Origin of the sequence: Acidisoma sp. S159, assembly GCF_009766125.1 — a bacterium.
GTDB lineage: Bacteria > Pseudomonadota > Alphaproteobacteria > Acetobacterales > Acetobacteraceae > Acidisoma.
In genome coordinates, this window is the sequence record NZ_LMUG01000009.1 from 109,248 (window position 1) to 135,909 (window position 26,662).

Here is a 26,662-nt window from a genome sequence, read left to right on the forward strand (position 1 = left end):
TGATGAGTGCTGTCGTTTCTCCCGCCGATGAGGCCGAGATCGCCGCCATCGTGACAGACGCCGCCGCGCGACGAGAGCCACTACTCATCCAGGGAAACGGCTCGAAACTCGGAATGCTGCGGCCTGTCCAGGCGGCGCGTACGCTCTCCACCCGCAACCTCTCGGGCATCACGCTCTACGCTCCGCGCGAGCTGGTGATCTCCGCCCGTGCAGGAACCCCGATCACGGAAATCGAAGCGGCACTCGCCGAACACGGCCAGCACCTCATTGCGGAACCACCGGAACTCGGCGCACTGCTCGGCAGCGACGCGCCGCAAACCATCGGCGGCATGGTGGCGACAAACCTCAGCGGCCCGCGCCGCGTTGCCTGGGGCGCCATGCGCGATCACGTCATCGGCATTCGCGCGGTAAACGGTTCAGGCGAGATCATCCGCTCAGGTGGCCGCGTACTCAAGAACGTGACCGGACTCGATCTCTGCAAGCTCCTGACCGGCAGCCACGGAACACTCGGCGTGCTGACCGAAATCACGCTGAAGGTTCTACCAGCGCCCCAGGACACGGGCTCGCTCGCCATCGTTGGCCTAAGCGCGGAGCAAGCTGTGGCCGCGATGTCTGCGGCCCTTGGCTCGCCTTATGGCGTATCCTCCGCCGCCTGGCTGCCATCTGGCATGACGGATGGTCTCGCGCCACTCTCCGGTGCCTCCGCCGCACTGATCCGGATCGAGGATTTCGCCAGATCCGTCGTCTATCGCATCGGTCGCCTCCAGCAGGATCTCGTACGCTTCGGTAAGGCGATCATCCTGGACGCGGAAACGAGCCGCCAGACATGGCACGCGGTCCGGGACGCCACAGTGCTGAGGCACACGGACGAGGAGGCGCTGTGGCGGGTCTCGGTCCGCCCCTCCCGTGGCGCCGCGGCTTTGGCGACGGCGCAAGCAGCGGGCGCGCGCGGCTTCCTCGACTGGGGCGGCGGCCTGATCTGGCTCGCTGGTCCCGCAACCGAGGCGACGCACAAGGCGATAGCCGCCGCCGCTACCGCCGCTGGTGGCGTCTGGACGCTTATGCGGGCTCCCGACAGCCTACGCGCGAGCGTGGATGTGGTGCCGAGCGAAGCGCCAGCGCTCGCCGCGATCACCCGCCGCGTGAAATCCGCCATGGACCCGCAGGGCATCCTCAATCCCGGACGTCTCTATGCGTGGCTCTAGCATGATGCTGCGACACGCCGCTTGCTTCGACGGCGACAGCGCGTGTCGCATGTCATCACCCGCCGATCTGGACTAACGACATGCAAACCAGCTTCACGCCCGAACAATTGCGCGACCCCGATACCGCATCCTCCAACCAGGTACTGAGAACCTGCGTGCATTGCGGCATGTGCACGGCAACCTGCCCAACCTTCGTGCTGCTCGGCGACGAGTTGGATAGCCCTCGCGGCCGAATTTACCTCATCAAGAACATGCTGGAATCCGGCCGTCCCGCGACAGAGGAAGTCGTGCGGCATGTCGATCGCTGCCTCTCCTGCCTGTCCTGCATGACGACCTGCCCATCCGGCGTGAACTACATGCACCTCGTCGATCACGCCCGGCACTACATCGAGGAAACCTATACCCGCCCTTGGCACGAACGCCTGTTGCGGACCGTGCTTTCGCGCATATTGCCCAACCCACGCCTGTTCCGCACGGCCGTGGGGGCCGCCCAACTCGGCCGGCCCCTCGGCCAACTAATCCCAGGGCAGAGCATGCTCGCCCAGCGCATGCGCGCGATGCTTACCCTCGCGCCCGCGCGTCTCCCGCCGCCGAGCCCGGCCCAGGCTCCGCAAATCCATCGAGCCCAAGGAGAGCGGCGCGGCCGCGTGGCGCTGCTCGTCGGCTGCGCCCAAACCGTATTGGCGCCCGCCATCAACGAGGCCAGCATCCGCCTCCTTACGCGCCTCGGCATCGAGGTTGTTATCGCGAAGGGCGTCGGCTGTTGCGGCGCGCTTACTCACCACATGGGCCGCCACGATCAGGCTATGGCGACAGCCCGCGCCGCGATCGCGGGATGGAGTGCCGAACTCGAAGGGCAGGGGCTGGACGCTATCCTCATCAACACTTCCGGCTGCGGCACGACAGTCAAAGACTACGGCTTCATGTTTCGCAACGAGGCCGAACCTTGGCGCACTCGCGCCGAAACGGTTTCCGCCCTCGCGCTCGATATCAGCGAATACCTCATGCGCATCGGCTATCGTCCGACGCGTGAAACGCCAGATCTCAGCGTTGCCTACCACTCAGCCTGCAGCCTGCAACACGGCCAGCGCGTGACGAGCGAACCCAAGTCGCTGCTCAAGACCGCCGGCTTTCGCGTCGTGGAACCGCGTGACGCTCATCTCTGCTGCGGTTCCGCTGGCACATACAATATCGTGCAGCCCGAAATCGCCGGCCGCCTGCGCACTCGCAAGCTGGAGACGCTGGTCGCGACCAAGCCCGATCTCGTCGCCGCCGGCAACATAGGCTGCATCACGCAACTCGCTAACGGCGGCCTGCCCGTGGTGCATACAATCGAACTCCTGGATTGGATGGCGGGAGGTCCGCGCCCCGCCATCCTCGACAGCGTCTCGGCAACCGCGCCTCAGCCGAGTTCGCCGACAATAAGATAGGGCACGCCCGCTGCCGTCTGGCCCTCCGCCATCGCGAAATTGGCAACGTAGCCGACGCCGGCGAAGGTGATATTCTCCGTATTGCCGAAGCCCGAGGACACCGACAGCGTCTGTCCCTGTAGTTCAGGACTGCCAAAAACCCCAGCCCAAGCCTCGGTCGACACGCCGGCCATAAAGCCCCAGAGCACCATCGAATCCCCGGCGTGAAAGTTCTCGGTCGTTGTCCAGGCATTGCTCGCGGTCAGGATCGACGAAAAGCTATCGGTTCCTGTGCCGCCAATAAGCAAATTCGATCCGCTGCCGCCATTGAGCGCATTGTTCCCGGAGGACACCGCGATCTTGTCATTGCCGGAACCTGTCGTCACCGAGGCATTCGCTCCGCTGGCCAGCACCGAAAGGGCGTCGTCGCCGCCGTAGAGAAATTGCGGGGAGGACGCGGTGGAAGTGTAATCCGTGAAACCACCCGTCAGCGACGTTGCGGTCAGGGTTGGCGGTATGACGACAAGCGCCGCGGCCGGAGCTGTCGTCGCAAAGACGTTGCCCGGATATAGCGCCTCGACATTTGCATAGTCCGTCGCGTCGAGTACCGTGTTCTGCGGCAGCAGAATGGGATTCATAATCGAATACGCATCGCTCGACTCGCCGAGCCCCAATGTATGTCCAATTTCGTGCAACGTGAGTTGCTCGAAGGTCGGATTGAGGTCGTCATCCGTGCCCGCGGCTTCATAGGTGAGCCCGTTCGAGCCTGTATAGAGCGACGTGTACGCCGGATCTTGCAGATGGACCGTGGTGCCGGAGGTAATGGCACCGCTGTCATCGGTGCTGAGGCAGGTGAGGCCGAGCGCCCGCGACGCTAGATTTTGCGCGAACCCGATGCTGATATCGCTCGTGCTCCCAGGCGCATCCTCTACAAAATTAATGCCGCTCGCGGCACTCCAGGTCACGAAAGCCGCGGCGACTAGTGCCTGTTGGGTCGGGTCGGTTATGGCATCGCTGAAACCGCTGCCGCTTACGGCATTGGCAAAACTCCAGCTCACCGTCGAGGACGGCTGAATGCCACCCTCGTACGAAGTATCAATGAGTGATGTCAAATTATGTCGCGCAGACTACTTGCGCAGCCGCGCGCCTTTCTTATTCGGGTTCCGAGAATACTTCCGGGTGACTTCAAGGCATCAGCTAGCGCGAAATCCGCGCCGTCAATCTGCCCTTAAGATTCTCGTAACTGAATATTAACTAATTGAGGTAATCAACTTTTTGAGAGGATCTCTGCTACCAGGCGATTCCGAACGCCTCTACAGGCGCTTCTTGCGGAAGCGCTGATCTCAGCTGAAGTTTTCCACAGCCTACAATTTCTCGATAGGTGGGTGAGGGGACAAGTAGCCGGAGCCCGCGGCTGCGAGACGCGCGGTTGCGCTCGGTCGTGGGCTATCGCTCATCCAAACGATTATTCAGGACTACTGATATAGAGCAACTTAATACTTGCGCCGCCTCAGCAACGGCTCAGTTGGATTTCCGACTCACGCTTCGCAGCAGGCCGTAGAGACTGATCGCCGCCCAGAACCCCTCGATAATCGCCGAGGGCAAATTCCACGCCGCGACGAGCGATGCGAGGATCAACAGCGCGCCGAACAAGTTGACAGTGAGATAAAGCCGCCCGGTAGCGTCCACCCACTTTTGCTGCGTCGAGAAGAAGGCGCCGATAATCAGCGCGGCCCCAAAGGCGCCCGCTCCTGTCAGGATCTCGGGCCACATCACAGCCTTACCGCGACGACGAACAGTTGAAGGAATCGCGGTCCCAATTTTCGAGCGCTATCTCTGTGGAGTGCGGCGCAAACTGCACTCCCATAGACAACCTACCCGCAGCAATCGCCTTTGCCCGCCAGCGTGCTTGCCTTGTTCACGCTCTCAGGCACATCGTTGCTCGGGTTCATGCTGAAGAATCCAGCCGGCGACAGGGTAAACCCGCAGGAGATGCTGGGCTGCACAGGAAAATCCTCCGGCCGCACGATATGGTGCAATCCGAAGGTATGCCACAGCACAATATCTGTGTTCTCGATCGGCCGGTCCTGCTTCACCAGTTCCGCCAGACTGTCATGGCCATCCGAATTGCAGACGAACTCGCCGGCGGGATAGCGCTCCTCTTCCTGGAATGGCGTCACCCAAAGATGATTGCGTGTGAAGCTCGAGCGGACGCCTGAAGGCCCATCCTCCGCCAGGAAGGGCGTCACGCAATCCGGCGTATGAAGCTTGTAGGCGACGGGCCTGCCGACATGGTTGAGCTTCTCGGGGTTTACGACCTTCCAGGAACGATGCGTTTCCAGATTTGCCCGCCGTGCCGCGGCAAGTTCCGTCTTCAGCACGGTCTCCTCGCCATAGAAAGCGTTGCCGTGCGGATTTGTCGGACTCACCGGCTCAGCATGGGTATTGGTCTCGACCACGCTATTCTTCGGGCCATCAACGGCCATGTCGAGCCGCGCGCAGAAAATATGCTGATGGATCGGGGCCACCAAACCTGGTGCCAGTTCCGACGCATATTTGCCTGGCTGTCCCGGCTCACAGGCATTCGTATTGACGATGCCGGTCGCTTTCATCTCGAAATCGATGTCACCGGCCTGAGTGAAATTCCAATACTGCGCGTATTCATAGTTCCCGACTGTGCAGATGCAGGAAATTACCAATTTCCGGCCCCGCCGCAGAATGGTGCGGTCAGCACGGAAATCCCAGTGCTTCCAAAGAACACCGGCGTCTTCCTCGTGAATGCAGATCGCCTTCTCGATCGTGAAGGGCGAGCCATCCAGCGCATTGAGATGCGCGTCGAGGTAGTGGATCGTGCCCAGACAATCGCATCCCAGCCGCAGCGAATTGGTAAATTTGCCGAAACCATATTCGCCGATGTCGAAAATGTTTTGCCGGTAATGTCCACGCTCCGGCGAGCCATAGGGCACCACCAATTCAGCGAGTGCCGCGCGCCGCACGATGGGACGTCCGTCCCAGCGGATGTCATGCAGGATAAGCCCGTCGCGTGGATTGAAGCCGATCGCCAGCGTCCATTTGTCCCAAGCGATCGCGTGGCCGTCCATCGTGAAGCTCACGCCCTCCGGCTGCACCACATTCAGCGGCTTCAGCGGCGCGCGAGCGGCGGGCAGGAACTCGGGATCGTAATTCAGCTCCTGCATGGGGATCGGCGGCGCGCCGGGATGGTCATCCACCCGCAACACCTCGCCCGTCTTGATATCGACGACGGCGTTCAACCCCTCGATCGGATGCGCGTAGAAATTCTCGAAGGCCCGTAGACGCAGCCAGGAGAAGGTGTGGCTGATGAGCCGACCCTCTTCCTCCTTGTAACCGAAATTGCCGCCGGTCCAGGCATCGACGCAAACGCCGGTCATATCGGTGATGCCGCGCTTGCGGCAGGCCTCGATGAAACGCGCATCGGCCTTCACCACGCGCTCGACCGACATGAGCTGCTCGACCTGCACCATCGGCCGCGCTTCGGGAAAGTTCTGCTTGGTCAGAATGCGCTTCTCGGCGAGGGAGACAGTCAGCTTCCAAACGCCCGGCCGGTCACGATGGGAGACGCCAACGCGGGCCACGCGTTCCATCGCTTTGCCGGCGATGTGGTCGCGGAAAATCTCGGGTGTCGGCTCGCGAAGCTCGATCGTCTCGAAGAGCGCGCCTTCGCCAAGTTCGGCATCGGCCTTGACCACGGCCACCACGGCGACGATTTCCGCGGCTGTCAAAGGCGCCAGGGCCTGCAGGTAGGCAGGCGGCGGCGGCGCCGCGAAGCCAGCCTCGGGATATGCCGTCTGATCGATATCGTTCATAGGAATGTCCTTGCCCGCATCACCCTGCTCGTACCGCAACTTTAGCAGGTCTGTGAGTATGTCAACAAACGTTAAATACAGCGCCAGGACTTCATCGAGCGCGACATCCCGCCGCTCGCCGCTCCGCCGCCCTAGCCCTTCACGCCGCCGGTCGTCAGCCCAGCCACCAAGGCCCGTTGCAGGAAAATACCGATGATCACTGGCGGCAAAGCGGCGAGGATCCCGGCCGTCGCCAGCAACCCGTAGTCGGAAACACGGCCATTCGCGAGATCGGCGATCACAACCGTCAGCGTCTGTGCGCTCTGGTCGCTGGTGAAGATCATCGCATAGAGGAACTCATCCCACACGATCAGCACACCAAACAGAATCGTCGTACTGATGATGGGCCGCGCCAGTGGCAGCGTGATCATGATCCAGATCCGCCACAAATTCGCGCCGTCGATTGCCGCGGCCTGTTCGAGCTCGGCCGGAATGGAATCGATGCCGCCCTTGAGGAGCCATGTCGTGAAGGGCAGCACGATGGTGCTGTCAGCGATCATCAGCCCCCAAGGCGAATTCAGCATCGAGAAGCCCGACAAGATGCGATAGAGCGGCACGACGAAAAGCAGCGGCGGCAGCATGTAAGTCGCGACAACAAGCAACAACAGCCGGTCCAGCTTGCCCTCGCGCCGTGAGATCAACCACGCCGCGGGCATCGCCAGCAGGAAAGACACCACGACCGCGCCAGCCGCGACCTCCAGCGTGTTGCGCAGCGCGAATAGAAAGATCTGCCCGTCGCTATTGGTCGCGAGACTCAGTAAGCGATGATACCGCGAAAAATCCAAGCGTTGCGGAATCCAATGCAGCGGCAAGCTGGTAAGATCACGCGTGCTGCTCACGCTCATAATAACGAGCCACAACAGTGGCGTGACGACAACGATACCGACCAGGATCATCGCGAGATAGCCGAGAGCCCGGCCGAGCGGGGTCATCCTCATACGTCAGGCCGTCGCCGGTTGCGCGCGCGAGACGCGCATATAGCCGCCGATCAACACCACGCTGATCGCGACGGAAAGCAAGGCGATGGCGGCGCCATAGCCCGCATTGCCGAACGAAAACGCTTGTTCATAGACCATGATGCTCAGCGACTTGGTGGCATTGGCCGGCCCGCCGCGCGTCATGATCCAGATAATGTCGAAGACCTTGATCGTGTCGATAATCCGCAGCACCGCGGCGATCGTCAGCGGAGTGATGATCGCCGGCAGGATCACCGCGCGGAACCGCCCCCAGGCGTTCGCGCCGTCGATCAATGCGGCTTCCTTCAACTCTCGCGGCACGTTCTGCAGCCCGGCCAGCGTGATGAGTGCGACGAATGGAAAGGTCTTCCAAATATCCGCCGCGGCAATCGCCGTAAGCGCGACCCCTGGTTCGCCAAGCCAGCTGCGATAAGCGCCGATGATCCCGGTCTGCGTCAGAAGCGCGTTCAGCGCGCCGAAGTCGGGATTGTAGATCACCCGCCAGGCCATTGCGTTAATGACGGTCGGGAGCGCCCAGGGAATCAACAACAGCCCGCGGAGAATGTTCCGTCCGCGCAGCGGCAGGTCGAGCAACAGCCCGATCAGCAGCCCCAGGATCATCTCGATAATAACTGTCGAGAGGCTGAAGGTGAGGGTGACTTGCAGGGCATGTCGAAAACCATGCGACCGCAGCGCGTGAGCGTAATTGGCAAGGCCCACGAAGTTGCCGGTCGCGTCACCCAGCTGCGCGTCGGTGAAGCTTAGCCAGACGGTCTGGACCAGCGGCCATCCGATGACGGCGAGCAGGCCCAGACCCAGGGGCAACAGCAGAAGAAGGGTGCGTCGCCCCAGCATCGCCTGCGATCAGTCGCCGTTGATGCTGTCGGCGGCTGCCTGAAGCGCTGCCTTCGGCGTAACCTTGCCGAGCAGAGCCTGCTGGATGTTCTGCTGCAACGCGGCCGAGAACTGCTGGTAGTTCGGCACGAAGGGGCGGGGGAAGAGCTGGCCTTCGGCTTGCTCCATGGCGCGCGCCATCGGACCCTCGTCGCCATCCATCAGCTTCGGATCCTGGAACGACGCCTTCCAAGACGGGATGGCGTCGGCGGTATAGGCGTCCTCGACCGGCTGCGAGGTCAGGTAGGTGATATAGTCCCAGGCGGCATCGGCATTGGTGCTGCTGGTGGGAATGCCGAGACCCATGGCGCCGTTGACCGACGAGATCTTGCTGCGGCCCGGCACGCCCGGACTCACCTCAACGCCGACCTGCCCGGTGACCTTGGATTCCTTGGCATTGTACTGCGCGAGCGACCACATATAGGACCAGTTCAGCGCAAAAGCCGCCTGGCCCGCCGAGAAGACGCGGCGCACATCTTCTTCCAAGTATTCGGTGGAATGCGGATTGGTGGTGCCGTCCTTCATCGTGGCTACCATGAAGTTCAGCGCGTCCAGGCCGCCGCCGGTCTGGAAGGCGGGGGCGCCATCGGCCGTGAGGAAGCTGCCATTATAGGCGGACATCAGCACGGTATAGTCGCAGATCATCGCCTCGGCCTGGCTCCAGCTCCAGACCAGCGGATACTGCAGAATGCCCTTGTCCTTGATGATCTTGGCGTCCTTGATCACGTCTGGCCAAGTCGTCGGCACTTCGGTGATCCCGGCCTTGGCCATGATCGCCTTGTTGTAGAAAAGAAACTTGCTGTCGACGAGCCAGGGAAGACCGTAGCGCTTGTCCTGATAAGTAACGGTGGTCCAGGAGCCAGGCTCGAGCCCATCATTGATCGCGGGCGACACGCGGCTCGTGACATCCATCAGGATGTGCTTCTTCGCGAATTCCGCCGGCCAGATCACGTCGAACAGCACGACGTCATAGCCGTGCGAGGAGCCCTTCGAGAGCACGATTTTGTCGTGCAACGACTCATAGGGAACGAATTCGAGATCGACCGTGACGTCAGGATGCAGCTTGGTATAGGCGTCGGTCATCTTCCGCACGTCGGCTTCGCTGTAACCGGCCTGAGCCATGAAGAGACCATGGAGAACCGTATTGGCGCGGGCGTGCTGCGCTCCGGCGACGGCCAGTCCAACGAGACACGTGCAGGCGAGCCAGGCTGTCCTCGACATTTTCCGGTCCTCTCGGTTTGAGCGGCGATCTGGGCCGCCATTAAATCAATTTGCTTGGCTAAAGGGTGGCGGACCGATCAGGCTTTTGTCAAGGATGTCTTCACCATTTCGCTCTCGACGCCCCTCGACAATACAATCGCCGAAGCGGAGCGTGGCGCAAGCCGGTTGAGCGTCCAGTGAAATGCAGTGTTCTCTCGGACGCAGCGGGCGTTTCACAAACATACGAAACGATTTGGTTAATCGAACAGCTTCTATCGCGAGCCAAGCACGGTCTGAGCCTGGCTCAACTTCGCATTGCCTTCCGTCGGCCGCGATTTCCACAATAGGTCCAAACTCGGTTGCACCATGATCGAAATCGGAAGCGCTGCGGCCCCAAGCGCAGGCATGTCCTGCGCACGAGCGAGCGATAGGCGTGGTAACTGTCGCTGCGCATCGGGATGCACCGATGGCAACAACGGCTCGGTCTCGGAGATCAAGGCGTCCCGTACAGTGTCAGGCAGGTCGCCGCCAATCACCACGGTCTCCGGATCGAACATGACCTCGATATTGTGGATGGCGAGACGCAGATACGGCGCCGCATCGGCGATCCATCCAAGCAGCAGCGGGTCACGCGCGGCCATCCGCTCGGCAAGCTCCTCCATCCGCACGCTATCGGGCACGCGGTCCGGTCCGCTCACCGCCTCGGCGGCCGCGTAGATCGAAACATACTGTTCCAGGCAGCCCCGATTGCCGCAGGAGCAGGGGCGGCCCCCGGGCTTGACGATCATATGCCCGATTTCGCCCGCGCCGCCCGATCCGCCGCGATAATGTTCGCCCGCAACGACCATGCCGCCGCCGGTGCCCAGCCCGAAATGCAAATAGAAGAAATGCCGAGCGACACGCCCGACGCCATGTAGCCGCTCGCCGATGGCCCCGGCGCGCGCGTCGTTTTCGGCGATCACCGGCAGGCCGAGCCGGGCGCTCAGCACCTCGGCGAGAGGGTATTGCAGGTCCTGCACCCCCGCCATCATCGTCTCGACTGTCAGCACGCCATTCCGCACCAAGCCCGGCAAACCACAACCCACGCCCCATAGCTTTGCGCGCGGCAATGCGGCTCGTTGCAGCAGTGTCTCCACCGCCGCCTCCATCTCATCCACCAGAGTCTCCAATGGCAGCACGACCTGTGCCAAAGGACGAGATTCCGTCGCAACAACATCCCCTGCAAGGTCCACGAGCACGCCGCTCAGCGTTTGGTGGCCCAGGTTGAGGCCGATCGCGAATCCGCCCTGGGGATCGAGCGAAATCTCCGTCGCCGGCTGCCCGCGCTGTCCACGCCTCAGAGCCCCCTCGCGGATGAGCCCGGCTTCGGCCAACTCCGCCGAGATATTGGACACCGCCTGAGCCGTGAGCCCCGTCAGCCGCGCGAGATCCGCCCGCGTGATCGGGCCGCTCCGTCGCACAGCCTCCAATATCACGCGGCGATTGAGCGCCTTCGCGTGCTCGATGTTGGTGCCTTGCAGCACGTTTCCCTCTCCCGTGGCGATGACCTCGCCTCTTGGTTAATTCATTCAAATGGATTTATTCTAGGATGAACAGCCCACCCGACAGGGAGATGACGATGAAGATCGACGGCTACATCCGCGAGCAGCCCGCCATTCTCTCGGCGCTGCCCGACCTCGTCGCGCCCAAATTGGCGGCGCTCCCGAGCCTCGCGAGCCGGCCCGAGCGTCTCATCCTCCTCGGCACCGGCTCCTCGATGAATGCGCTCATCGCCGCCGGCCCTGCGCTCGAGCAAGCGACCGGTGCCACGCTCTCCTTCAAAGAGCCTGAGGCCTTCCTGAGATACTCGCCGCGTGCCCAAGGCCCGAAGGCATTGGTTCTCGCCCTTTCCCAATCCGGCCGCAGCACGACGACAGTAGAGGCGGTGCGCCAGTCGGTCACGCTTGGTCTGCCGACCGTCGCCGTCGTCGGTGAGGAGGGCAGTCCGCTCGGCCAAACCGGCGCCGAGATGGTGCTCATGCCGATCGGCGAGGAAAAAGCCGGCCCGAAGACCAAGGGCTATACCGCGAGCGTCCTGACCTTGCTCACCATCGCCGGCCACCTCGGCGGCGAGAAGCCGGACACGGCCGGGCTCGAAGCCACGCTCGAAACCACAGTGCGGCAATCCGAGGCCGCCGCCGTCGATCTCCTCGCCCGCTACGGCGTGCCCGACTACATCCAGGTCGCAGGCCAATTCGGCCATGTCGGCAGTGCCATCGAGGGCGGCCTCAAGATCGCCGAGATCACCGGCGTCCCGACCTCCGGCTATGACATCGAGGAAGCGCTGCACGGCCACGCCTATGGCACCAACGACCGCAGCCTCGTCATCGTCATCGCCCGTGACGTCGATGAGGCCCGGGTCGCCGCGAATCTCGGTGAGGCCCTGACGGCACTCGGCCCCAAGCTCGCCATCGCCAACCTATCTGACTTCGCCACGCGTTTCGACCTCGCGATCGACTGGCCGAAGACGAAGGCGGGCTGGGCGGATGCAACCTGGGTGCTATTCCCCTTCCAATGGATCGCCTTCCACATCGCTCGCGCGAAAGGGATCGAGGTTCCGGGTATGATCTATCCCGATCTCGGCAAGCGGCTGAACGTCAAGATCCGGGCTGCCTGATGTCCGAAGGCAGGCTCCGCCACGCCATCGGCGTTGATGTCGGCGGCACCTCGGTTAAGCTCGGCCTGGTGCGAGGGGATGGCCATATTCTCACGCGCCGCGCCCTGCCACTCGACCGTGCGCTGCAGTTTTCGGCCTTCGCGGCGCAGATCGGCGGCGAGATCGAGCGAATGATCGATGCGGATCCGGCCCCGGTGGCGATCGGTGTCGGCATCCCCGGCTATGCTAATCCGCGGACAGGAGCGATCATGAAGCCTGTGCCGAATGCCCCGCCGCTGGCCGGTGGATCCCTCAAGGCAAGCTTCGAGGAGCGCTTCGGCCTGCCGACCGTAGTCGGCAACGACGGCGTATGCGCCACAGCGGGCGAATTGGACTGCGGCGCCGGCCGCGCTTTCCAGCGCTTCGCCGTCCTAACCCTCGGTACCGGCATCGGCGGCGCCGTGGTGATCGATGGGCAGGTGATCGAGGGGCCGGACGGCCTGCCGCCCGAGATCGGCGCGATCTGCCTGGATCCCAACCGCAGTGACCTGCCCAGCCGCGTTCCCGGCACCTTCGAATTCCTCGCCAGCGCGACGGCGCTGCTGCGGCGCTACCAATTTCTCGGCCCGGACGGTCATGACGTGACAACCACGAAGCAAGTCTTCGATCTCGCGAAATCGGGCGACGAGATTGCACTGCGCGTGGTGCGGGAAGGGGGCCGCTGGATCGCTCAGGCGATTGGCATGATGTCGAATATGCTCAACCTCGAAGCCGTCATTCTCGGCGGCGGCCTATCGCTCGCGGGAACCTTCCTGCTCGATACGGTGAGGCCTTTCCTCGAAGGCTTCTACTGGGCGCCCTTCGGCCGGCCGCCTCAGCTCCTCCTCGCCGAAACCGGCAATGACGCAGGAATCATCGGCGCGGCCGCATTGGGGTTGCGCGGCCTGAGCCGTTAGATCTGATACCCCGCGAGGCGCAGCTTGCGATCCGTCTCCCACTGGTTAAGGGCATAGACGGACCAGATCGCCGCCGGCACCCAGCCGATAATGGTCGCGTGCAAGAAAAGGCAGAGTATCCCTGCCCAAGGCCGTCCGATCGTGAAAAACGAAATGCCGGGAAGCAGCAAAGCGAGCAGCAGGCGCATGACGGTGTTCTCCGGAGACGTCACGAATCAGATAGCGCGCTACTCCTTGCCGTCCAATGAGCAACCGACGTTACCGCACGTGGTCCCACGGCAAGAACGCACTCTAAAAGTCTGGCCCTAGGCAGCATCCTGAATGTCGAAGCGAGCCACCTTGCCCTCTCGAAAACGAAAAACGTGCCCGACCGTCCTGTCTTTCAGCCCGTGCGCCTGCCCCCGGAGCGGTTTGCCCTCGAGATCGCGGACGGATTGCCGGACCTCCGCGACGATCGCGCCATCCTCAGCCCGATGAAAGCCCACAGGCTCAACACACGGACTGACCAAGGCCCACTGGCTTGTCCAGTACCCGCGAATGGCCTCGTGGCCGTGGACATGGCCACCATCCATGCCATTGGCCCAGGCGACATCATCGGCGAGCATGGCCAGCACGCCGTCGATATCCCGCGCGTTGAAGCGATCGTAGATGTGTTCGAGGGTTTTGACGTCATCGTCCATCGGGATTCTCCTTGCATAGTGCGGGCGCTGTGTGAGAGGTCAATTCAATTACATATGCACATATGCATCAGCAAGACAGTAGGTGCAAGGAATGAGGGCGATGGACCTGGATGTGCTCTCGACGCCGGGGCACCTGATCAGCCTCGCGGCACGCGGCTTCGCCCGCCTCAGCGAAGCGCGGCTCAAGCCGCTCGGCTTCGGCGTTGGACATCTGCCCGTGCTGGTCGCACTTCAGGATGGCCGGGCAAGCACGCAACGTGATCTCGCCCGCTTCGCCAAGATCGAGCAGCCGCCGATGGCGCAGATGCTCGCCCGCATGGAGCGGGACCGGCTGATCGAGAGGACACCTGACCCTGCCGATGGCCGCAGCAGCCGCATCACGCTGACCGAGGTCGCGGAAGCGCGCCTGCCCGACGCGGTTGCTGTCCTCCTTCAAGGCAATCGCGAAGTACTGCGCGACTTCACGGACGAGGAGGCCGGGCAGCTCGTCAACCTGCTGACGCGCCTGATCGCGAACCTCGATCGGGTCGCGAGCGCCGAACCACCGGCGCGCCAGTTTTAGAGAAGGAGGAGTGACCTGATCGTCTGTTGGCAGGCTGGCTGAGTCCGGACCCTAGATCATCGCTGCGAGCTGACCCTCGCGCCGCGCCGCGTCGCTTCCGCCAGACTGTCGCTGCCACAGTGACGCATAGATGCCGCCCCGCGCGATGAGCGCGTCATGGGTGCCCTCTTCCGCGATGCGGCCCTGATCCAGCACCACCAGGCGGTCCATCTGCGCGATGGTGGAAAGCCGATGCGCGATGGCGATAACCGTGCGGCCCTCCATCAGCCCCGTGAGCTGCTCCTGAATTGCCGCCTCGACCTCTGAATCCAGCGCCGAGGTCGCTTCGTCCAGCACGAGAATCGGTGCGTTCTTGAGAATGACCCGCGCGATGGCGATACGCTGCCGCTGGCCGCCGGAAAGCTTCACGCCGCGCTCCCCCACATGGCTCTCGAAACCCACGCGGCCTTCATTGTCGCGCAACCCCTCGATGAAGCTCAGCGCATGAGCGCGTTCGGCGGCACCACGAATCTCAGCCTCCGTCGCATGCGGCCGTCCGAAACGAATATTGTCGCGGATCGAGCGATGCAGCAGCGACGTATCCTGCGTCACCATCCCAATCGCCGCGCGCAAACTCTCCTGCGTCAAACCCGCGATATCTTGCCCGTCGACGAGAATGCGCCCCGTCGCGGGATCGTAGAAATGCAGCAGCAGGTTGACGAGCGTCGATTTGCCCGTGCCCGACCGTCCCACCAGCCCAATCCGCTCGCCCGGCGCGATATCGAGCGAAACGCCGCGCAGCACGCCGCCGAGGCGGCCCTGGAAATTGATCTCCGGCGTGCGGCCATAATCGAAGACCACATTCTCGAAGCGGATGGCGCCATGGTCTAGCCTTAGCGGCACGGCGTCTGGCGCGTCGGGCATCTGCAACGGCTGCGCGATCGAGCGCATGCCATCCTGCACCGTGCCGACATTCTCGAAGATCGAGGTGATGTTCTGCGACACCCAGGCCGAGATATTCGCGATCTGCCACGCCATCGGGATCGCCATCGCGACGGTGCCAACGGGCACCCGGCCATCCAGCCACAGCCACACGCCGATTGTGCCGGTGCCAGTTACCATCAGCGCATTCGTCATCGCCTGGGTGATGTTCCAGACCGTGGTGAGGCGTAGTTGATAGCGAAAAGCATTCGTGTGCTCGTCGATCCCCTGGCGAATAAAGTCATCCTCCGCGCGAACCCGTGCGAACAATTTGACCGTCAGAATATTGCTGTAGCTATCAACCACGCGGCCCGTGAGACCCGAGCGAACCGTCGACATCGCGCGCGACCGTTCCCGCATGCGTGGCACAAACAGACGCAGCATCGTCGCATAGACGATGAACCAGATGAGGATCGGCATGGCGAGCCGCCAATCGGCGCGACTGAGCAGCACCGCCGAACTCGAACCATAGACAAGGATGTACCAAACCGCATTGGTCGCCGAGACCACGCTCTCTCGTAGCGACGGCCCAGTCTGCATGACACGCGTCGCGATGCGGCCGGCAAAGTCATTCTGAAAGAACGTCCAGCTCTGCCGCGCGACGTGCCAGTGATTTTGCCAGCGGATGAGATTGGTCACGCTCGGCACGATCGTCTGGTTGGTCACCAAGTTCTGCGCCAGAAGCGCCGCCGGCCGCACCACCAGCAGCACCACCAGCATGGTGACCAGTTGCCATCCGGCATCGGGGATCAGCGTCTTCGGCGTATGATTGGTCACCAGCGAGACGATGCGGCCGACGAAGACCGGGATCGTCACATCCAGCGCGGCGACCGCTAGCCCGGCGGCGAACAGCGCCAAAACCAGTCCCGGAGTCTGGCGCACGAAATGCCAGTAGAAGCTCGCGAGGGGATGCGGTTGATCCATGGTAGGCGGCGGTCGATCCGGATCGACCTCGGTTGGCTGAAGGATGGCTTCGAAGAAACGGAACATGCCCCTAGGGGTGGCCCCACGCGCGAACGGGATCAACCCCGAGTTGGGGGAGGGAGGCCTGTCGTGCGGTGAAAGGAGTCGTCAATCCTCGCCAACGATCCACTCCGCCAGCCGTCCTTCGATCGCCTCACCGTCACCCGAGAGGATCACCACCTTCAACCGTGACCTCTCACCGGACCTGATTGTCACCGCCCCCTTTCGCAACTCAAGCGCGGTCGCCAGAAAAGCGACGAGCGCCGCATTCGCCGCGCCCTCTACCGGAGGCGCGACCAGCCTAAGCTGAAGCGCCGCGCGCCCCTCCGCGCCGACCACGACACCATCCAGCCCGTTGCGGTTGGCACGAGGCACCAAACGCACCGCCAGCATCACGCCCTCGGGCGTCCGGCGGTACGGAACGGTGGTCACCGCTAAATCCCCAGCGGCGCCAGACGTATCGCCGGCACTATCGCGCCGGCGTCCAGGGCTGGCGCGTGCGGTGGCCGAATGACCAGAGCATCAGCCCGCGCCAGCCGGCTGAGCATCCCGGAATCCTGCACCGGGAAGGGATGCGCGATCCATCCTCCGGCATCCTGGGTCAGCAGGCTCGCACGCACATAATCCTCGCGCCCGTCATTGGCGGGCATCGCGGCCCCGAGCCGCACCGGTTCCGCCATCGGTGGATCACCCGGAAGCCCGGTCAGCCGCGCGATCGCGGGCATCAGGAACAGGATGCCGCAGACCAAAGCAGAAACCGGATTGCCCGGCAGCCCCAGCATCGGCATATCGCCAAGCCGCCCGTACATCAGCGGCTTGCCCGGGCGCATCGCGATGCGCCAGAAATCGAGCACCATCCCCTGCGCCGCCAGCGCCGCCTGCACCAGATCGTGGTCCCCGACGCTCGCCCCGCCCGTCGTCACCAGGAGATCCGCGCCCCGAGCCCCCGCAGCCGCCTCGGCGATCCCTTCGAGCGTATCGGGAGCCGTCGGCAGCAGCACCGGTTCACCTCCGGCCGCACGCACGAGGGCGGCGATCGCAGGACCGTTCGAGGCCACCACGCCGCCGGGCCTCAGCGGCTCACCCGGCAAGGCAATCTCATCGCCGGTGGAAAGGATGGCGACCCTCGGCGCCCGATGTACGGAGAGCCAGGGATGACCCCCGCTCGCCGCGAGACCGACCAGCCGAGCCAGCAGGCGCACCCCGGCCGGGATAAGGGTCTCGCCGGTGGCGAAATCCTGCCCCTCCGGCCGGATATGCCGGTCGGGCGCGGGCGATACGGTGACGATCACCTCCTCGCCGTCGCGCTCCGCGTTCTCCTGGATGAGGATGGTATCGGCCCCCTCGGGCACGACGCTGCCAGTGAAAAGCCGCACGGCTTCCCCGGCAGCCACCTTCCCGGCGAAGGGATGCCCCGCCGGTGCCGCGCCAATCAGCCGCAGCCGGGCGCCTTGCGCCGCATCCGCTGCCCGAACCGCGTAGCCGTCCATCGCGGAAACATCCGCGGGCGGATGGCTCACCCGCGCCACGACCGGCGCCGCGGTCACCCGCCCTGCCGCCTCGGCAAGGCTCACGATCTCAGCCCCTGTCGGCACCAGGCCGCTCAGGATCCGCGTCCGCGCCTCCGCCACCGAGATCATGGCGCGTGGAAATCGCCAGACGCGCCACCGGATTTGGCGACGACGCGCAACCCCTCGACGACCATGCCTCGATCCACCGCCTTGCACATGTCGTAAACCGTCAGCGCCGCGACGGACGCCGCGGTCAGCGCCTCCATCTCCACCCCAGTCCGCCCCACGGTGCGGACGGTGGCGACGATCTCGACCGCCGACCCGCCCGCATCGGTCGTGAGTTCGACCGTCACGGCGGAGAGGGGCAGGGGGTGGCAAAGCGGAATGAGATCGGCCGTGCGCTTGGCAGCCATGATGCCCGCGATCCGCGCGACACCCAGCACATCACCCTTTTTCGCCGTGCCGCCCAAGATGATCGCCAATGTCTCGGCCCGCATCGTAACGCGAGCGCGTGCTGTCGCCTCCCGCTCGGTTACCGACTTGCCGGAAACATCAACCATGATGGCCTGGCCGGCCGCATCGAAATGGGTGAGGGCATCGCCGCTCAAGCGCCGTGCGCCGCCCGCTCGGGGCCAATCAGGGCGCGCACCGCCTGCGTCACATCCGGCTGGCGCATCAGGCTCTCGCCGACGAGGTAGCATTGGATCCCGCCCTCGACGAGCTGGCGCACGTCGGCCGCCGTGCGTATGCCGCTCTCCGCGACAAGAAACTTGTCGGGCGGCACCAGCGGCGCAAGCTTGATCGAAGTATGAAGATCGATCTTCAGCGTCTTGAGATTACGATTATTTATGCCAATGAGCGGCGTCTGCAGTCCCAGGGCGCGATCAAGCTCCGCCTCATCATGCACCTCGGCCAGCACGTCGAGGTCGATCGCCCGGGCCAGCGCCTCCAGCTCACGCGCTTCATTATCGGTGAGCGCGGCCATGATCAGCAGAATGCAATCCGCACCCATCGCCCGGCTCTCGTAAACCTGCCAAGGCTCGAGGATGAAATCCTTGCGCAGAACCGGCAGAGGCACCGCCTCCCTCGCCGCCTTGAGATGCGCCGGCTCACCCTGAAAATACGGCTGGTCGGTCAGGACCGAGAGACAGGTCGCTCCGCCATTCGCATAAGCGCGCGCAAGCTTCGCCGGATCGAAGTCCTCGCGGATCAGGCCGCCCGAAGGCGAGGCTTTCTTGATCTCCGCGATCAGCGCCACGCCGCTGATATTGACGTGGTCCATCAGCGTCCGCCCGAAGCCACGCGGCGGCTTCTGCGCCGCCGCCTTCTGACGCATCGCCTCAATCGAAACCGCCCCACGGCGCCGCTCAGTCTCCGCCCGCGTATGAGCGCAGATCTGGACGAGGAGGTCGGAGGTCTCAGTGGTCATGATTTCGTCTTCGTTTCATCATCGGTCTGGGTTTCCCGCCGCAGAGTCTCCAGCGCGGCCCGTGCGGCCCCGCTATCGATGGCCGCCGCGGCCGCCGCTATACCATCCGTCAGGCCGGTAACAGTCCCCGCTACCATCAATGCACCTGCCACATTCAGGAGTACCGTATCGCGATAGGCGCCGGCCTCGCCCTCCAGCAGCCGCATCAGAGCCGCCGCATTGGCCGCCGCGTCCCCGCCGCGCAGCGCCGACAGAGGCGCGTGAGGCAACCCGACCTCCGACGCTTCCAAGGTGACGTCCTGTACCCGCCCAGCTTCGAGAACCGAGATATGGTTGGTTCCGGACAGCGTCAGTTCGTCGAGGCCCTGGCCATGGACGATCCAGGCATGGCTCGTGCCCAGCCTGCCCAGCGCCTCGGCAACCGGCCGCGTCCAGTGGGAGGCATAGACCCCGGTGAACTGCCGTGCCACCCCGGCGGGATTGGCCAATGGCCCGAGCAGGTTGAACAATGTCCGCGTGCCGAGTTCCGCCCGCACCGGGGCCGCATGACGCAAGGCCGGATGATGCGCAGGAGCGAACAGGAAGGCGCAGCCGGTATCGGCGAGGATTTCCTCAAGCCGCGCCGCCGGAAGATTGATGCGGATGCCGAGATGTTCGAGCACATCGGCGGCGCCGGCCTGGGAACTCAGCGCTCTATTGCCATGCTTGGCGACCGGCACACCGCAGCCCGCCACCACGAAGGTCACGGCGGTTGAGATATTGAGCGTTCCGGCCTCGTCTCCCCCGGTGCCGCAGACATCGATGGCACCCTCCGGCGCCATGATCGACACCATGCGCGCGCGCAAAGCCCGCACGGCGCCGACCATTTCGGCCACTGTCTCGCCGCGCACGCGCATCGCCATCAGCATGCCGCCGATCTGCGCATGCGTCGCATCGCCCGTGATGATCGCCCCGAAGGCAGCCTCGGCTTCAGCCTCGGTCAGCGTCTCGCCTCGGGCGAGCCGGCCCAGCAGCGGCCGGATCCCACCGGTCACGAGCTTGTCGCCCGAGAGCCGGTTAGACCGAGGCGTATCACGAGAAGAGGCGGCGGCTCAGTAATCCGCCGCTCACGCGGCGCGGCGGGATACATCGCCAGGAGCGTTGCGGCCACGCGCGATGGCCAGGAAGTTTGCCAGGATCTCGTGCCCGTATTCGCTCGCAATGCTCTCGGGATGGAACTGCACGCCGAAGATCGGCAGGGTGCGGTGCCGCAGACCCATGATGATCCCGTCCTCGGTAAAAGCAGTCGGCTCCAGTTCGCCCGGCAAGGTCGAGCGCTCCACGATCAGGCTATGATACCGCGTTGCCTGGAATGGGCTCGGCAGCCCCTCGAACACGTCGCTGCCGCCATGCGTGATGGCGCTGACCTTGCCGTGCATAGGCGAGGGCGCCCGCACCACCGCTCCCCCGAAAGCCTGCCCGATCGCCTGATGACCGAGGCAAACTCCTAGCAAAGGAACCTTGCCCGCCGTGGCGCGGATGAGGTCGAGGCAGATGCCAGCCTCGTTCGGCGTGCAAGGACCGGGCGACAGCACGATCGCCTCAGGCGCCATGCTCACCACCGCATCCACGCTGATCGCGTCGTTACGCCAGACCTCGCTGGGCGTGCCGAGGTCGCCCAGGAACTGCACCAGGTTGAAGGTGAAACTGTCGTAGTTGTCGATGAGCACGATCATGCCGATATTGTGCTCCGCGCACCCCCATAGGGTCAATCAGAGCGCACCGCCCACGCCGGGCGGCCGAAGCACGCGGCGCGATGTTGAAGGGCAAAGCATGAGCACCCAGACCGAGATCAAAACCTACCCCGTGACCCACACGGACGCCGAGTGGAAGCGCCTGCTCACCCCCGAGCAGTATCAGGTGCTCCGGCACCACGGCACGGAGCGGCCGGGCAGCTGCGCCCTGCTGCGCGAGAAGCGAGCCGGAACCTTCGAATGCGCCGGCTGCGGGCAGGCCCTGTTCCACGGGGACACCAAGTTCGAGAGCGGCACCGGCTGGCCAAGCTTCAATGTTCCCCTCGCCGGCGCGGTCGAGGCGACAGAGGACCGCAGCCTGGGCATGGTCCGCACCGAGGTTCACTGCAGCCGCTGCGGTGGCCATCTCGGCCATGTCTTCCCCGACGGCCCACCGCCGACCTACGAGCGCTACTGCATGAACGGCGTCGCCCTGAACTTCGTTCCGGACTGATTTCGGCTGACGGCATCATCCGCCACGGCGTCTCGGACCAACTCCGAGGTGACGCGGCGGAGGAAGTTTCCCCAAAACTTGACGACATCCGAGCGCTGCGTCATCTGGAACGCTCCATGCGGGGAGTCTGCCTGATGTCTTTGGCGCGCGCGGCGGTGGTCGGGCGGACGGCGGGAAGCACAGGGGATAGCGGTTTCGTCAGGCTGGTAAACGCGCCGAACGGCTTAGTGGCCCTCTAGCCGTGCCGCCCCCGCGCAACCGGCCACCGACGATCCATGATGTGGCGCGACTCTCGCGGCTGTCGAAATCCACCGTCTCAAACGTCATTCGCAATGTGGCCGGCGTCAACCCGCAGACCCGCGAGCGCGTGCAGTCGGCAATCGTCGCGCTTGGCTATCAGCCCAATATCGTCGCCCGCCAGCTCGTGCAGCAACGCAGCGCGGTACTTGGCGTGGTGGTAGGCGACCTGGCCAATCCCTTCTATGCCGAGATGGCGAAGTTCATCGAACACTTCGCCACGTTCCACGGCTTTCAGGTGATGATCTGCAACACGCAGGTCGATGAGGACGTGGAATTCACCGGCATCCGTAACCTCATCGAGCACCGGGTCGCCGGCCTCCTATTCCTCGCCTACGCGGGCGATGCGGAGGGAGCGCGCACCGTCGTGGGTGACCGTGTGCCGGTCGTCTTCGTCACCTGTTCCGCGAACTGGGGCGATGTGGTCGCGGTGGACGATGTCGCGGCGGCGACCGCGGCCACGCGGCACCTGATTGCGCTTGGGCACCGGCGTATCGCCTATTTCGCGGACTCGGTGCGGGAGGAAAAGGCTGATGTCGATCGTAGGGGCGGCTATGCCGCTGCCCTCACAGAGGCCGGTCTCGCGCCATGTTTTCTGCTTTGGCACGAAAAGCCCGATACCGCGCTGATCGACGGTGTCGTGGCGCCGATTGAGGCGGTGCTAACCGGCGACAAGCGGGTTACCGCCATTTTCGCCGCGAACGACCTCCACGCCATCGAAGTGCTCGACTGCGCCGCGCGCGCGGGTCTGCGGGTGCCGGAAGATCTCTCGGTGGTTGGCTTCGACGATATCGCGCTCGCCCGCTTAGCGCGCATCGGCCTCACCACCATCGCGCAACCGAAACAGGCACTGGCGCGTCTTGCGGTGGAGACCCTGACCCGCCGCATCTCGGGCGAACTTGATGGCGCCTTTTTGCGGCACAGCCCGGACTTCACTCTGATACCCCGCATGACCTCCGCGGCAGCTCCGGACTGGTGAGGGTCCCCGGTGCCCGATCCAAGCAGTGCGCGCTTCCTCCGAAATCTCGTGACTCGCTGAGCGGCTTTCTGGGGGCGGCGCGGCCGCAAGCAGGCCGCGCCGCCCCCGGGCGCGGACTTACTGGGTTCTGGTGTCCTTGGCAGCACTGCCTGCACCCGCGGTCGGCGCAGAACTCTGGCCAGGTGACGCCGTCTCTTTTACCGGCAACTTACGGGCAGGCTCTTGAGCGCAGGCCGCGAGCAGAATTGCGCCGGCGAGAAGGGCGAGGATCGAAGAGGATTTCATTACAGCTCCGGTGGTCGAGAAAGCGGGAAGTCCGCGTTTATTACCTTGAACTGTCGGGCGTGGTTCACAAAGCCGTGCTTCGTGAAGATCCGGTGATAAGTTTCGCTGAACGCATCGCACGGAGCCGTGCCACATGTCCCGCCAGCTCATGCCAAGGCGCGGCGTGCCAGGCACGGCAGGCGAGGCCCGAGGTCGAAGGCAGTACGAAAATCGCGGGAAGTTCCGCCTCCGGCAAATCCTCCTGGCGGCCATAGGCGAGGCGGCCAGTGGGCACGCCAAGGAATGCGGAGGCGGCCCGTTTACTGTTGAAGGCGAGCACTCCGGGCAGGTACCGCCGCAGGCTTGCCGCCAGCCTCGCCCGGTCGAACCCCGTTGCGGGCAGGGTATCGTCCTGCCCGAAGGCGGTCTTGCAGACATCGGTCAGCCCGATGCCGATTGCCAGCATCTCGGGATATTGCTCGGGCCGGAGCAGACGCGGCGTAAGCCCGGTCTCGGCGAGGATCCGCCAGAACCGATTGCCCGGATTGGCGTAATAGGCCTGCCGCGCGGCCGATATCGTCCCCGGAGCAGTGCCACAGATCACAAGGTCGAGGCCGGGCGCCAGCACATCGGGAACGATGTCCGGGAGCGGGGTCAGGGCGAGGTCGGCAACGTCCATGGCGCGCGGTCTAGGACAAAACCCAATCCGCATAAAGCCGCGGCGTCTCGTCGCGGGCTCTGCCATTGCCCCTCGTGCAACAGCCCCAACTTAGTCGCGGACAAGCGGGAGCGGTTGCATGGAATGCCGGGTGGATGGACAAGTCGCGATCGTGACGGGTGCGAGTTCCGGGATCGGCTATGGCTGCGCTGAAGCCCTGGCCGAGGCGGGCGCCGCCGTCGCGATCAACTACAATAGCCAACCGGATCCGGCCGCGGCTCTGGCAAAGAAGATCACCGAGGCCGGCGGCCGCGCCATTGCCATCGGCGCCGACGTATCCAAACCCGAGGATGTCGAAAAACTCTTCGCCGAGACGCTCGCTGCCTTCGGCGCCATCGACATCCTGATTGCCAATTCCGGCATGCAGAAAGACGCCCCGCTGACTGAGATGACGATCGAGGACTGGCGCAAGGTGCTCGACGTCAACCTCACCGGCCAGTTCCTCTGCGCTCAGGCTGCGGTCCGCCAATTCCTTCGCCAGACCGATCGCAAGGTCTCGCGCGCCCGCGGCAAAATCATCTGTATGAGTTCGGTGCACGAGGTCATTCCCTGGGCTGGGCATGTAAACTACGCGGCCTCCAAAGGCGGCATCATGCTGATGATGAAGACCATGGCCCAGGAAGTCTCCGAACACGGCATCCGCATCAACTCGATCGCGCCCGGCGCCATCCGCACCGCAATCAACGTCAAAGAAACCGAAGGCGACAAGGCGAAGGAACTGCTCAAGCTGATCCCTTACGGCCGCATCGGCGAGGCCACCGATATCGGCCGCGCCGCCGTCTGGCTCGCCTCTGACCAATCGGATTACGTTGTCGGCACCACGCTCTTCGTCGATGGCGGCATGTGCCTCTATCCCGAGTTTCGCGGGAATGGCTGAGCCCGTGCCGCCCGAGCGCTCAATCAGCGACCACGGCATCATCGGTGACCGCGCCACCGCGGCTTTGGTTTCCCATGATGCCGCCATCGACTTCCTGTGCTGGCCGCATTTCGACAGCCCGACGATCTTCGCCGAATTGCTCGACCCTTCAGGCGGCGTGTTCACGCTACGCCCTGATCTACCCGGCGCGCGTCGCATCCAGTCCTACATCCCCGATACGAATATTCTCGTCACCCGCTGGCTCTGTACCGAAGGCAGCGCGGAGGTGTTGGATGTGCTGGTGCCCAGGGATGGCCCAGGCGGCGGCCCCACCCGCCTTATCCGCCGCGCCGCCGCCACGCGCGGACGCGTGACCTTTCACCTCCTCTGCCGCCCGCGCCCCGACTACGGTCGCGAAACGCCGGCCGCCGGGGCTGGTGAGCGCTCAGTGACTTTCCAATCCAGCACGCTCGGACCGCTGCGCCTGAGCGGCCATGCCAGCCTTTCCGCCGGCGAGGGCGAAGCGACCGCGGAATTCACCCTCGAAGCCGGTCAAACGGTGGCGTTTCTTCTCGATGGTGCCGATCCCGCGCCGGACGCGCAGGCGCTCGACGTCCTGATTGAGATGGCGACCGAACATTGGCGGAAGTGGAGCGCGCGTTCCTCCTATCGCGGCCGCTGGCGAGAGACCGTGATGCGCTCCGCACTGGTTCTCAAGCTCATGACATCGCGCGATCATCATTCGATGATCGCCGCACCCACCTTCGGTTTGCCGGAATCCCTCGGTGAAGGCCGCAACTGGGATTATCGCGCCACCTGGATCCGCGACGCATCCTTCACTGTCTACGCCTTCATCCGCCTCGGCTATATCGAGGAGGCCAGCAACTTCATGAACTGGGTCGAGAATCGTTTGGCGGATTGCGATTCCGACGGTCAGGTGCAGATCATGTATCGCCTCAACGGTGGCAAGGATTTCCCGGAAAGCGAACTCGATCACATGGCGGGCTTTCAAGGCTCACGCCCGGTGCGTATCGGCAACGATGCTTCGGGCCAAGTGCAGCTCGACATCTATGGCGAGCTGATGGATAGCCTCTACCTCAAAAACAAATATGGTCGCGCGATCAGCTACGAGAGCTGGCGCAATGTCGAGCGCATGATCGGCTATGTTGTGAAGCACTGGCGCGATCCCGACCACGGGATCTGGGAGGTACGCGGAGAACCGCGTCATTTCCTGCACTCGCGGCTGATGTGCTGGGTCGCCCTCGATCGCGCCATCCGTCTCGCCGACAAGCGTTCATTGCCTGCTCCCATCGCGGAATGGGGCAAAGTGCGAAAAGAGATTTATGAGAGCATTCATGGAGAGTTCTGGAACGCCGAGGCCGGACATTTCGTTCAATGCAGCGACAACACCGAAGTCGATGCGTCACTTTTGCTGATGCCTTTGGTCCGCTTTATCGGTGCCACGGATCCGCGCTGGGTCGCGACGCTCGATGTCATCGAGAAACGCCTAACGGATGGCAGCCTGGTCTGGCGCTATCGCGGCGATGACGGGCTGGCGGGCAGCGAGGGCTCCTTCACCGCCTGTTCTTTCTGGTATGTCGAATGCCTGGCGCGCGCCGGGCGGCTGGAAGAGGCGCGCATGAAGTTCGAGCGCATCCTCGGCTACGGCAACCACCTCGGCCTCTTCGCCGAGGAGCTAAGTCCACGCGGTGACGCACTCGGCAACTTCCCGCAGGCTCTCACGCATCTCGCCCTGATCAGCGCCGCCTATTACCTCGACCGAGAATTGGCAGATGGTCGCGTCGAGACATGGAAGGCCTGACACCGCTTCGCGCAAGTGCTACTTTCAGGCGTCGAACGCAGCGTGCGGCTATCCATGATCCTCCCGCAGCGGATACTCTCGCTGCGGCGCATCTTCCTCGATCAGGGCCAGATTATTAACAACCATCGACTACTTCTCGTCGCTGACATCAAACGGATCGGGCTTAAGGGCAGAAGCGGTACATATCCGCGCCATTAATCCACGGCCATCGAAAAGTGCGTAACAGGCTCTAATAATAGCTGCTGGGCCACGCGAT

At 63.9% G+C, this 26,662-nt stretch carries 26 protein-coding genes; 9 read left to right on the forward strand and 17 right to left on the reverse strand.

The window, feature by feature from the left end; translation table 11 throughout:
* The first annotated feature begins 2 nt into the window (after positions 1-2).
* Positions 3-1,205: a glycolate oxidase subunit GlcE gene (glcE, locus tag GSQ92_RS05890; protein ID WP_159013119.1), complete on the forward strand. Its 1,203-nt coding sequence runs from the start codon at positions 3-5 to the stop codon at positions 1,203-1,205.
* 80 nt (positions 1,206-1,285) lie between these two features.
* Positions 1,286-2,635, forward strand: coding sequence for a glycolate oxidase subunit GlcF (glcF, locus tag GSQ92_RS05895; protein ID WP_159013120.1), 1,350 nt, complete (start codon positions 1,286-1,288; stop codon positions 2,633-2,635).
* Here the strand turns inward: glcF and GSQ92_RS05900 are convergent.
* From GSQ92_RS05900 to GSQ92_RS05930, 7 genes are all read right to left on the reverse strand, one after another.
* Positions 2,608-3,726, reverse strand: a complete 1,119-nt coding sequence (locus GSQ92_RS05900; protein WP_159013121.1) for a matrixin family metalloprotease — start codon at positions 3,724-3,726, stop codon at positions 2,608-2,610. The genes glcF and GSQ92_RS05900 overlap by 28 nt on opposite strands.
* A 409-nt stretch (positions 3,727-4,135) precedes the next feature.
* The gene (locus GSQ92_RS05905) at positions 4,136-4,387 is read right to left on the reverse strand and encodes a CBU_0592 family membrane protein (RefSeq protein ID WP_158805531.1); all 252 of its coding nucleotides are present in this window, start codon (positions 4,385-4,387) and stop codon (positions 4,136-4,138) included.
* Positions 4,388-4,488: 101 nt separating this feature from the next.
* Entirely contained in the window at positions 4,489-6,459 is a 1,971-nt protein-coding gene (locus GSQ92_RS05910) for a primary-amine oxidase (protein WP_159013122.1), read from the reverse strand.
* Positions 6,460-6,590: 131 nt separating this feature from the next.
* Positions 6,591-7,436, reverse strand: coding sequence for a carbohydrate ABC transporter permease (locus GSQ92_RS05915; protein WP_158805533.1), 846 nt, complete (start codon positions 7,434-7,436; stop codon positions 6,591-6,593).
* A 3-nt stretch (positions 7,437-7,439) separates the two neighbouring features.
* Positions 7,440-8,309, reverse strand: a complete 870-nt coding sequence (locus GSQ92_RS05920; RefSeq protein WP_158805534.1) for a carbohydrate ABC transporter permease — start codon at positions 8,307-8,309, stop codon at positions 7,440-7,442.
* Positions 8,310-8,318: 9 nt separating this feature from the next.
* Complete coding sequence (locus tag GSQ92_RS05925) at positions 8,319-9,569, reverse strand: extracellular solute-binding protein (RefSeq protein WP_158805535.1); 1,251 nt, start codon at positions 9,567-9,569, stop codon at positions 8,319-8,321.
* A 251-nt stretch (positions 9,570-9,820) separates the two neighbouring features.
* A complete protein-coding gene (locus GSQ92_RS05930; RefSeq protein WP_158805536.1) occupies positions 9,821-11,071 on the reverse strand; it encodes an ROK family transcriptional regulator in 1,251 nt (416 codons plus the stop codon).
* A 65-nt stretch (positions 11,072-11,136) separates the two neighbouring features.
* On the opposite strand from GSQ92_RS05930, the gene GSQ92_RS05935 reads away from it, so the two are divergent.
* Complete coding sequence (locus tag GSQ92_RS05935; protein WP_159013123.1) at positions 11,137-12,204, forward strand: SIS domain-containing protein; 1,068 nt, start codon at positions 11,137-11,139, stop codon at positions 12,202-12,204.
* Complete coding sequence (locus tag GSQ92_RS05940) at positions 12,204-13,139, forward strand: ROK family protein (RefSeq protein WP_158805538.1); 936 nt, start codon at positions 12,204-12,206, stop codon at positions 13,137-13,139. Before GSQ92_RS05935 ends, GSQ92_RS05940 begins: the two co-directional genes overlap by 1 nt.
* On the opposite strand, the gene GSQ92_RS05945 is transcribed toward GSQ92_RS05940, so the two are convergent.
* The gene (locus tag GSQ92_RS05945; RefSeq protein ID WP_158805539.1) at positions 13,136-13,327 is read right to left on the reverse strand and encodes a YqaE/Pmp3 family membrane protein; all 192 of its coding nucleotides are present in this window, start codon (positions 13,325-13,327) and stop codon (positions 13,136-13,138) included. The genes GSQ92_RS05940 and GSQ92_RS05945 overlap by 4 nt on opposite strands.
* 117 nt (positions 13,328-13,444) lie before the next feature.
* Positions 13,445-13,819: a nuclear transport factor 2 family protein gene (locus GSQ92_RS05950; protein WP_158805540.1), complete on the reverse strand. Its 375-nt coding sequence runs from the start codon at positions 13,817-13,819 to the stop codon at positions 13,445-13,447.
* 100 nt (positions 13,820-13,919) lie between these two features.
* On the opposite strand from GSQ92_RS05950, the gene GSQ92_RS05955 reads away from it, so the two are divergent.
* Positions 13,920-14,381 carry a MarR family winged helix-turn-helix transcriptional regulator gene (locus tag GSQ92_RS05955; protein ID WP_158805541.1) on the forward strand — a complete coding sequence of 154 codons (462 nt, stop codon included), beginning with the start codon at positions 13,920-13,922 and terminating at the stop codon, positions 14,379-14,381.
* A 51-nt stretch (positions 14,382-14,432) separates the two neighbouring features.
* Here GSQ92_RS05955 and GSQ92_RS05960 read toward each other — a convergent pair whose 3' ends face one another.
* The 7 genes from GSQ92_RS05960 to GSQ92_RS05990 form a co-directional block, all read right to left on the reverse strand.
* Positions 14,433-16,331 (reverse strand): ABC transporter ATP-binding protein, encoded by a 1,899-nt coding sequence (locus GSQ92_RS05960; protein ID WP_158805542.1) that lies wholly within the window; start codon positions 16,329-16,331, stop codon positions 14,433-14,435.
* Between the two features lie 81 nt (positions 16,332-16,412).
* Positions 16,413-16,736: a DUF167 domain-containing protein gene (locus tag GSQ92_RS05965; protein WP_216850561.1), complete on the reverse strand. Its 324-nt coding sequence runs from the start codon at positions 16,734-16,736 to the stop codon at positions 16,413-16,415.
* A 2-nt stretch (positions 16,737-16,738) separates the two neighbouring features.
* The gene (gene glp / locus GSQ92_RS05970; protein ID WP_158805543.1) at positions 16,739-17,944 is read right to left on the reverse strand and encodes a gephyrin-like molybdotransferase Glp; all 1,206 of its coding nucleotides are present in this window, start codon (positions 17,942-17,944) and stop codon (positions 16,739-16,741) included.
* On the reverse strand, positions 17,941-18,423 hold the full coding sequence (gene moaC, locus GSQ92_RS05975; RefSeq protein WP_256367077.1) for a cyclic pyranopterin monophosphate synthase MoaC: 483 nt from the start codon (positions 18,421-18,423) through the stop codon (positions 17,941-17,943). Before moaC ends, glp begins: the two co-directional genes overlap by 4 nt.
* Positions 18,420-19,244: an indole-3-glycerol phosphate synthase TrpC gene (trpC, locus tag GSQ92_RS05980; protein ID WP_158805545.1), complete on the reverse strand. Its 825-nt coding sequence runs from the start codon at positions 19,242-19,244 to the stop codon at positions 18,420-18,422. Before trpC ends, moaC begins: the two co-directional genes overlap by 4 nt.
* Entirely contained in the window at positions 19,241-20,278 is a 1,038-nt protein-coding gene (gene trpD, locus GSQ92_RS05985) for an anthranilate phosphoribosyltransferase (protein WP_158805546.1), read from the reverse strand. Before trpD ends, trpC begins: the two co-directional genes overlap by 4 nt.
* A 72-nt stretch (positions 20,279-20,350) precedes the next feature.
* Positions 20,351-20,959 (reverse strand): aminodeoxychorismate/anthranilate synthase component II, encoded by a 609-nt coding sequence (locus GSQ92_RS05990; protein WP_158805547.1) that lies wholly within the window; start codon positions 20,957-20,959, stop codon positions 20,351-20,353.
* Positions 20,960-21,056: 97 nt separating this feature from the next.
* Here GSQ92_RS05990 and msrB point away from each other — a divergent pair, with 97 nt between their 5' ends.
* Both msrB and GSQ92_RS06000 read left to right on the forward strand, forming a co-directional pair.
* Positions 21,057-21,470 carry a peptide-methionine (R)-S-oxide reductase MsrB gene (gene msrB / locus GSQ92_RS05995; RefSeq protein WP_158805548.1) on the forward strand — a complete coding sequence of 138 codons (414 nt, stop codon included), beginning with the start codon at positions 21,057-21,059 and terminating at the stop codon, positions 21,468-21,470.
* 241 nt (positions 21,471-21,711) lie between these two features.
* Entirely contained in the window at positions 21,712-22,746 is a 1,035-nt protein-coding gene (locus GSQ92_RS06000) for a LacI family DNA-binding transcriptional regulator (RefSeq protein WP_216856747.1), read from the forward strand.
* A gap of 349 nt (positions 22,747-23,095) precedes the next feature.
* On the opposite strand, the gene GSQ92_RS06005 is transcribed toward GSQ92_RS06000, so the two are convergent.
* Positions 23,096-23,689: a mismatch-specific DNA-glycosylase gene (locus GSQ92_RS06005; protein WP_158805550.1), complete on the reverse strand. Its 594-nt coding sequence runs from the start codon at positions 23,687-23,689 to the stop codon at positions 23,096-23,098.
* Between the two features lie 130 nt (positions 23,690-23,819).
* Here GSQ92_RS06005 and GSQ92_RS06010 point away from each other — a divergent pair, with 130 nt between their 5' ends.
* A complete protein-coding gene (locus GSQ92_RS06010; protein WP_254065890.1) occupies positions 23,820-24,605 on the forward strand; it encodes a glucose 1-dehydrogenase in 786 nt (261 codons plus the stop codon).
* Positions 24,598-26,406 carry a glycoside hydrolase family 15 protein gene (locus tag GSQ92_RS06015; protein WP_158805552.1) on the forward strand — a complete coding sequence of 603 codons (1,809 nt, stop codon included), beginning with the start codon at positions 24,598-24,600 and terminating at the stop codon, positions 26,404-26,406. The genes GSQ92_RS06010 and GSQ92_RS06015 overlap by 8 nt, the downstream gene beginning before the upstream one ends.
* Positions 26,407-26,662: the final 256 nt, after the last annotated feature.

What these genes read in the sequence shown, in the direction of transcription:
- GSQ92_RS05925 (WP_158805535.1), bottom strand. Translation starts at nt 9,569, where the DNA reads ATGTCGAGGACAGCCTGGCTCGCCTGCACGTGTCTCGTTGGACTGGCC.
- glcE (WP_159013119.1), top strand. Translation starts at nt 3, where the DNA reads ATGAGTGCTGTCGTTTCTCCCGCCGATGAGGCCGAGATCGCCGCCATC.
- GSQ92_RS05990 (WP_158805547.1), bottom strand. Translation starts at nt 20,959, where the DNA reads ATGATCGTGCTCATCGACAACTACGACAGTTTCACCTTCAACCTGGTG.
- GSQ92_RS05955 (WP_158805541.1), top strand. Translation starts at nt 13,920, where the DNA reads ATGGACCTGGATGTGCTCTCGACGCCGGGGCACCTGATCAGCCTCGCG.
- GSQ92_RS05940 (WP_158805538.1), top strand. Translation starts at nt 12,204, where the DNA reads ATGTCCGAAGGCAGGCTCCGCCACGCCATCGGCGTTGATGTCGGCGGC.
- GSQ92_RS05935 (WP_159013123.1), top strand. Translation starts at nt 11,137, where the DNA reads ATGAACAGCCCACCCGACAGGGAGATGACGATGAAGATCGACGGCTAC.
- GSQ92_RS05950 (WP_158805540.1), bottom strand. Translation starts at nt 13,819, where the DNA reads ATGGACGATGACGTCAAAACCCTCGAACACATCTACGATCGCTTCAAC.
- GSQ92_RS05905 (WP_158805531.1), bottom strand. Translation starts at nt 4,387, where the DNA reads ATGTGGCCCGAGATCCTGACAGGAGCGGGCGCCTTTGGGGCCGCGCTG.
- glp (WP_158805543.1), bottom strand. Translation starts at nt 17,944, where the DNA reads ATGATCTCGGTGGCGGAGGCGCGGACGCGGATCCTGAGCGGCCTGGTG.
- GSQ92_RS05915 (WP_158805533.1), bottom strand. Translation starts at nt 7,436, where the DNA reads ATGAGGATGACCCCGCTCGGCCGGGCTCTCGGCTATCTCGCGATGATC.
- glcF (WP_159013120.1), top strand. Translation starts at nt 1,286, where the DNA reads ATGCAAACCAGCTTCACGCCCGAACAATTGCGCGACCCCGATACCGCA.
- GSQ92_RS05920 (WP_158805534.1), bottom strand. Translation starts at nt 8,309, where the DNA reads ATGCTGGGGCGACGCACCCTTCTTCTGCTGTTGCCCCTGGGTCTGGGC.
- GSQ92_RS05945 (WP_158805539.1), bottom strand. Translation starts at nt 13,327, where the DNA reads ATGCGCCTGCTGCTCGCTTTGCTGCTTCCCGGCATTTCGTTTTTCACG.
- msrB (WP_158805548.1), top strand. Translation starts at nt 21,057, where the DNA reads ATGAGCACCCAGACCGAGATCAAAACCTACCCCGTGACCCACACGGAC.
- GSQ92_RS06005 (WP_158805550.1), bottom strand. Translation starts at nt 23,689, where the DNA reads ATGGACGTTGCCGACCTCGCCCTGACCCCGCTCCCGGACATCGTTCCC.
- GSQ92_RS06015 (WP_158805552.1), top strand. Translation starts at nt 24,598, where the DNA reads ATGGCTGAGCCCGTGCCGCCCGAGCGCTCAATCAGCGACCACGGCATC.
- GSQ92_RS05910 (WP_159013122.1), bottom strand. Translation starts at nt 6,459, where the DNA reads ATGAACGATATCGATCAGACGGCATATCCCGAGGCTGGCTTCGCGGCG.
- trpC (WP_158805545.1), bottom strand. Translation starts at nt 19,244, where the DNA reads ATGACCACTGAGACCTCCGACCTCCTCGTCCAGATCTGCGCTCATACG.
- GSQ92_RS05960 (WP_158805542.1), bottom strand. Translation starts at nt 16,331, where the DNA reads ATGTTCCGTTTCTTCGAAGCCATCCTTCAGCCAACCGAGGTCGATCCG.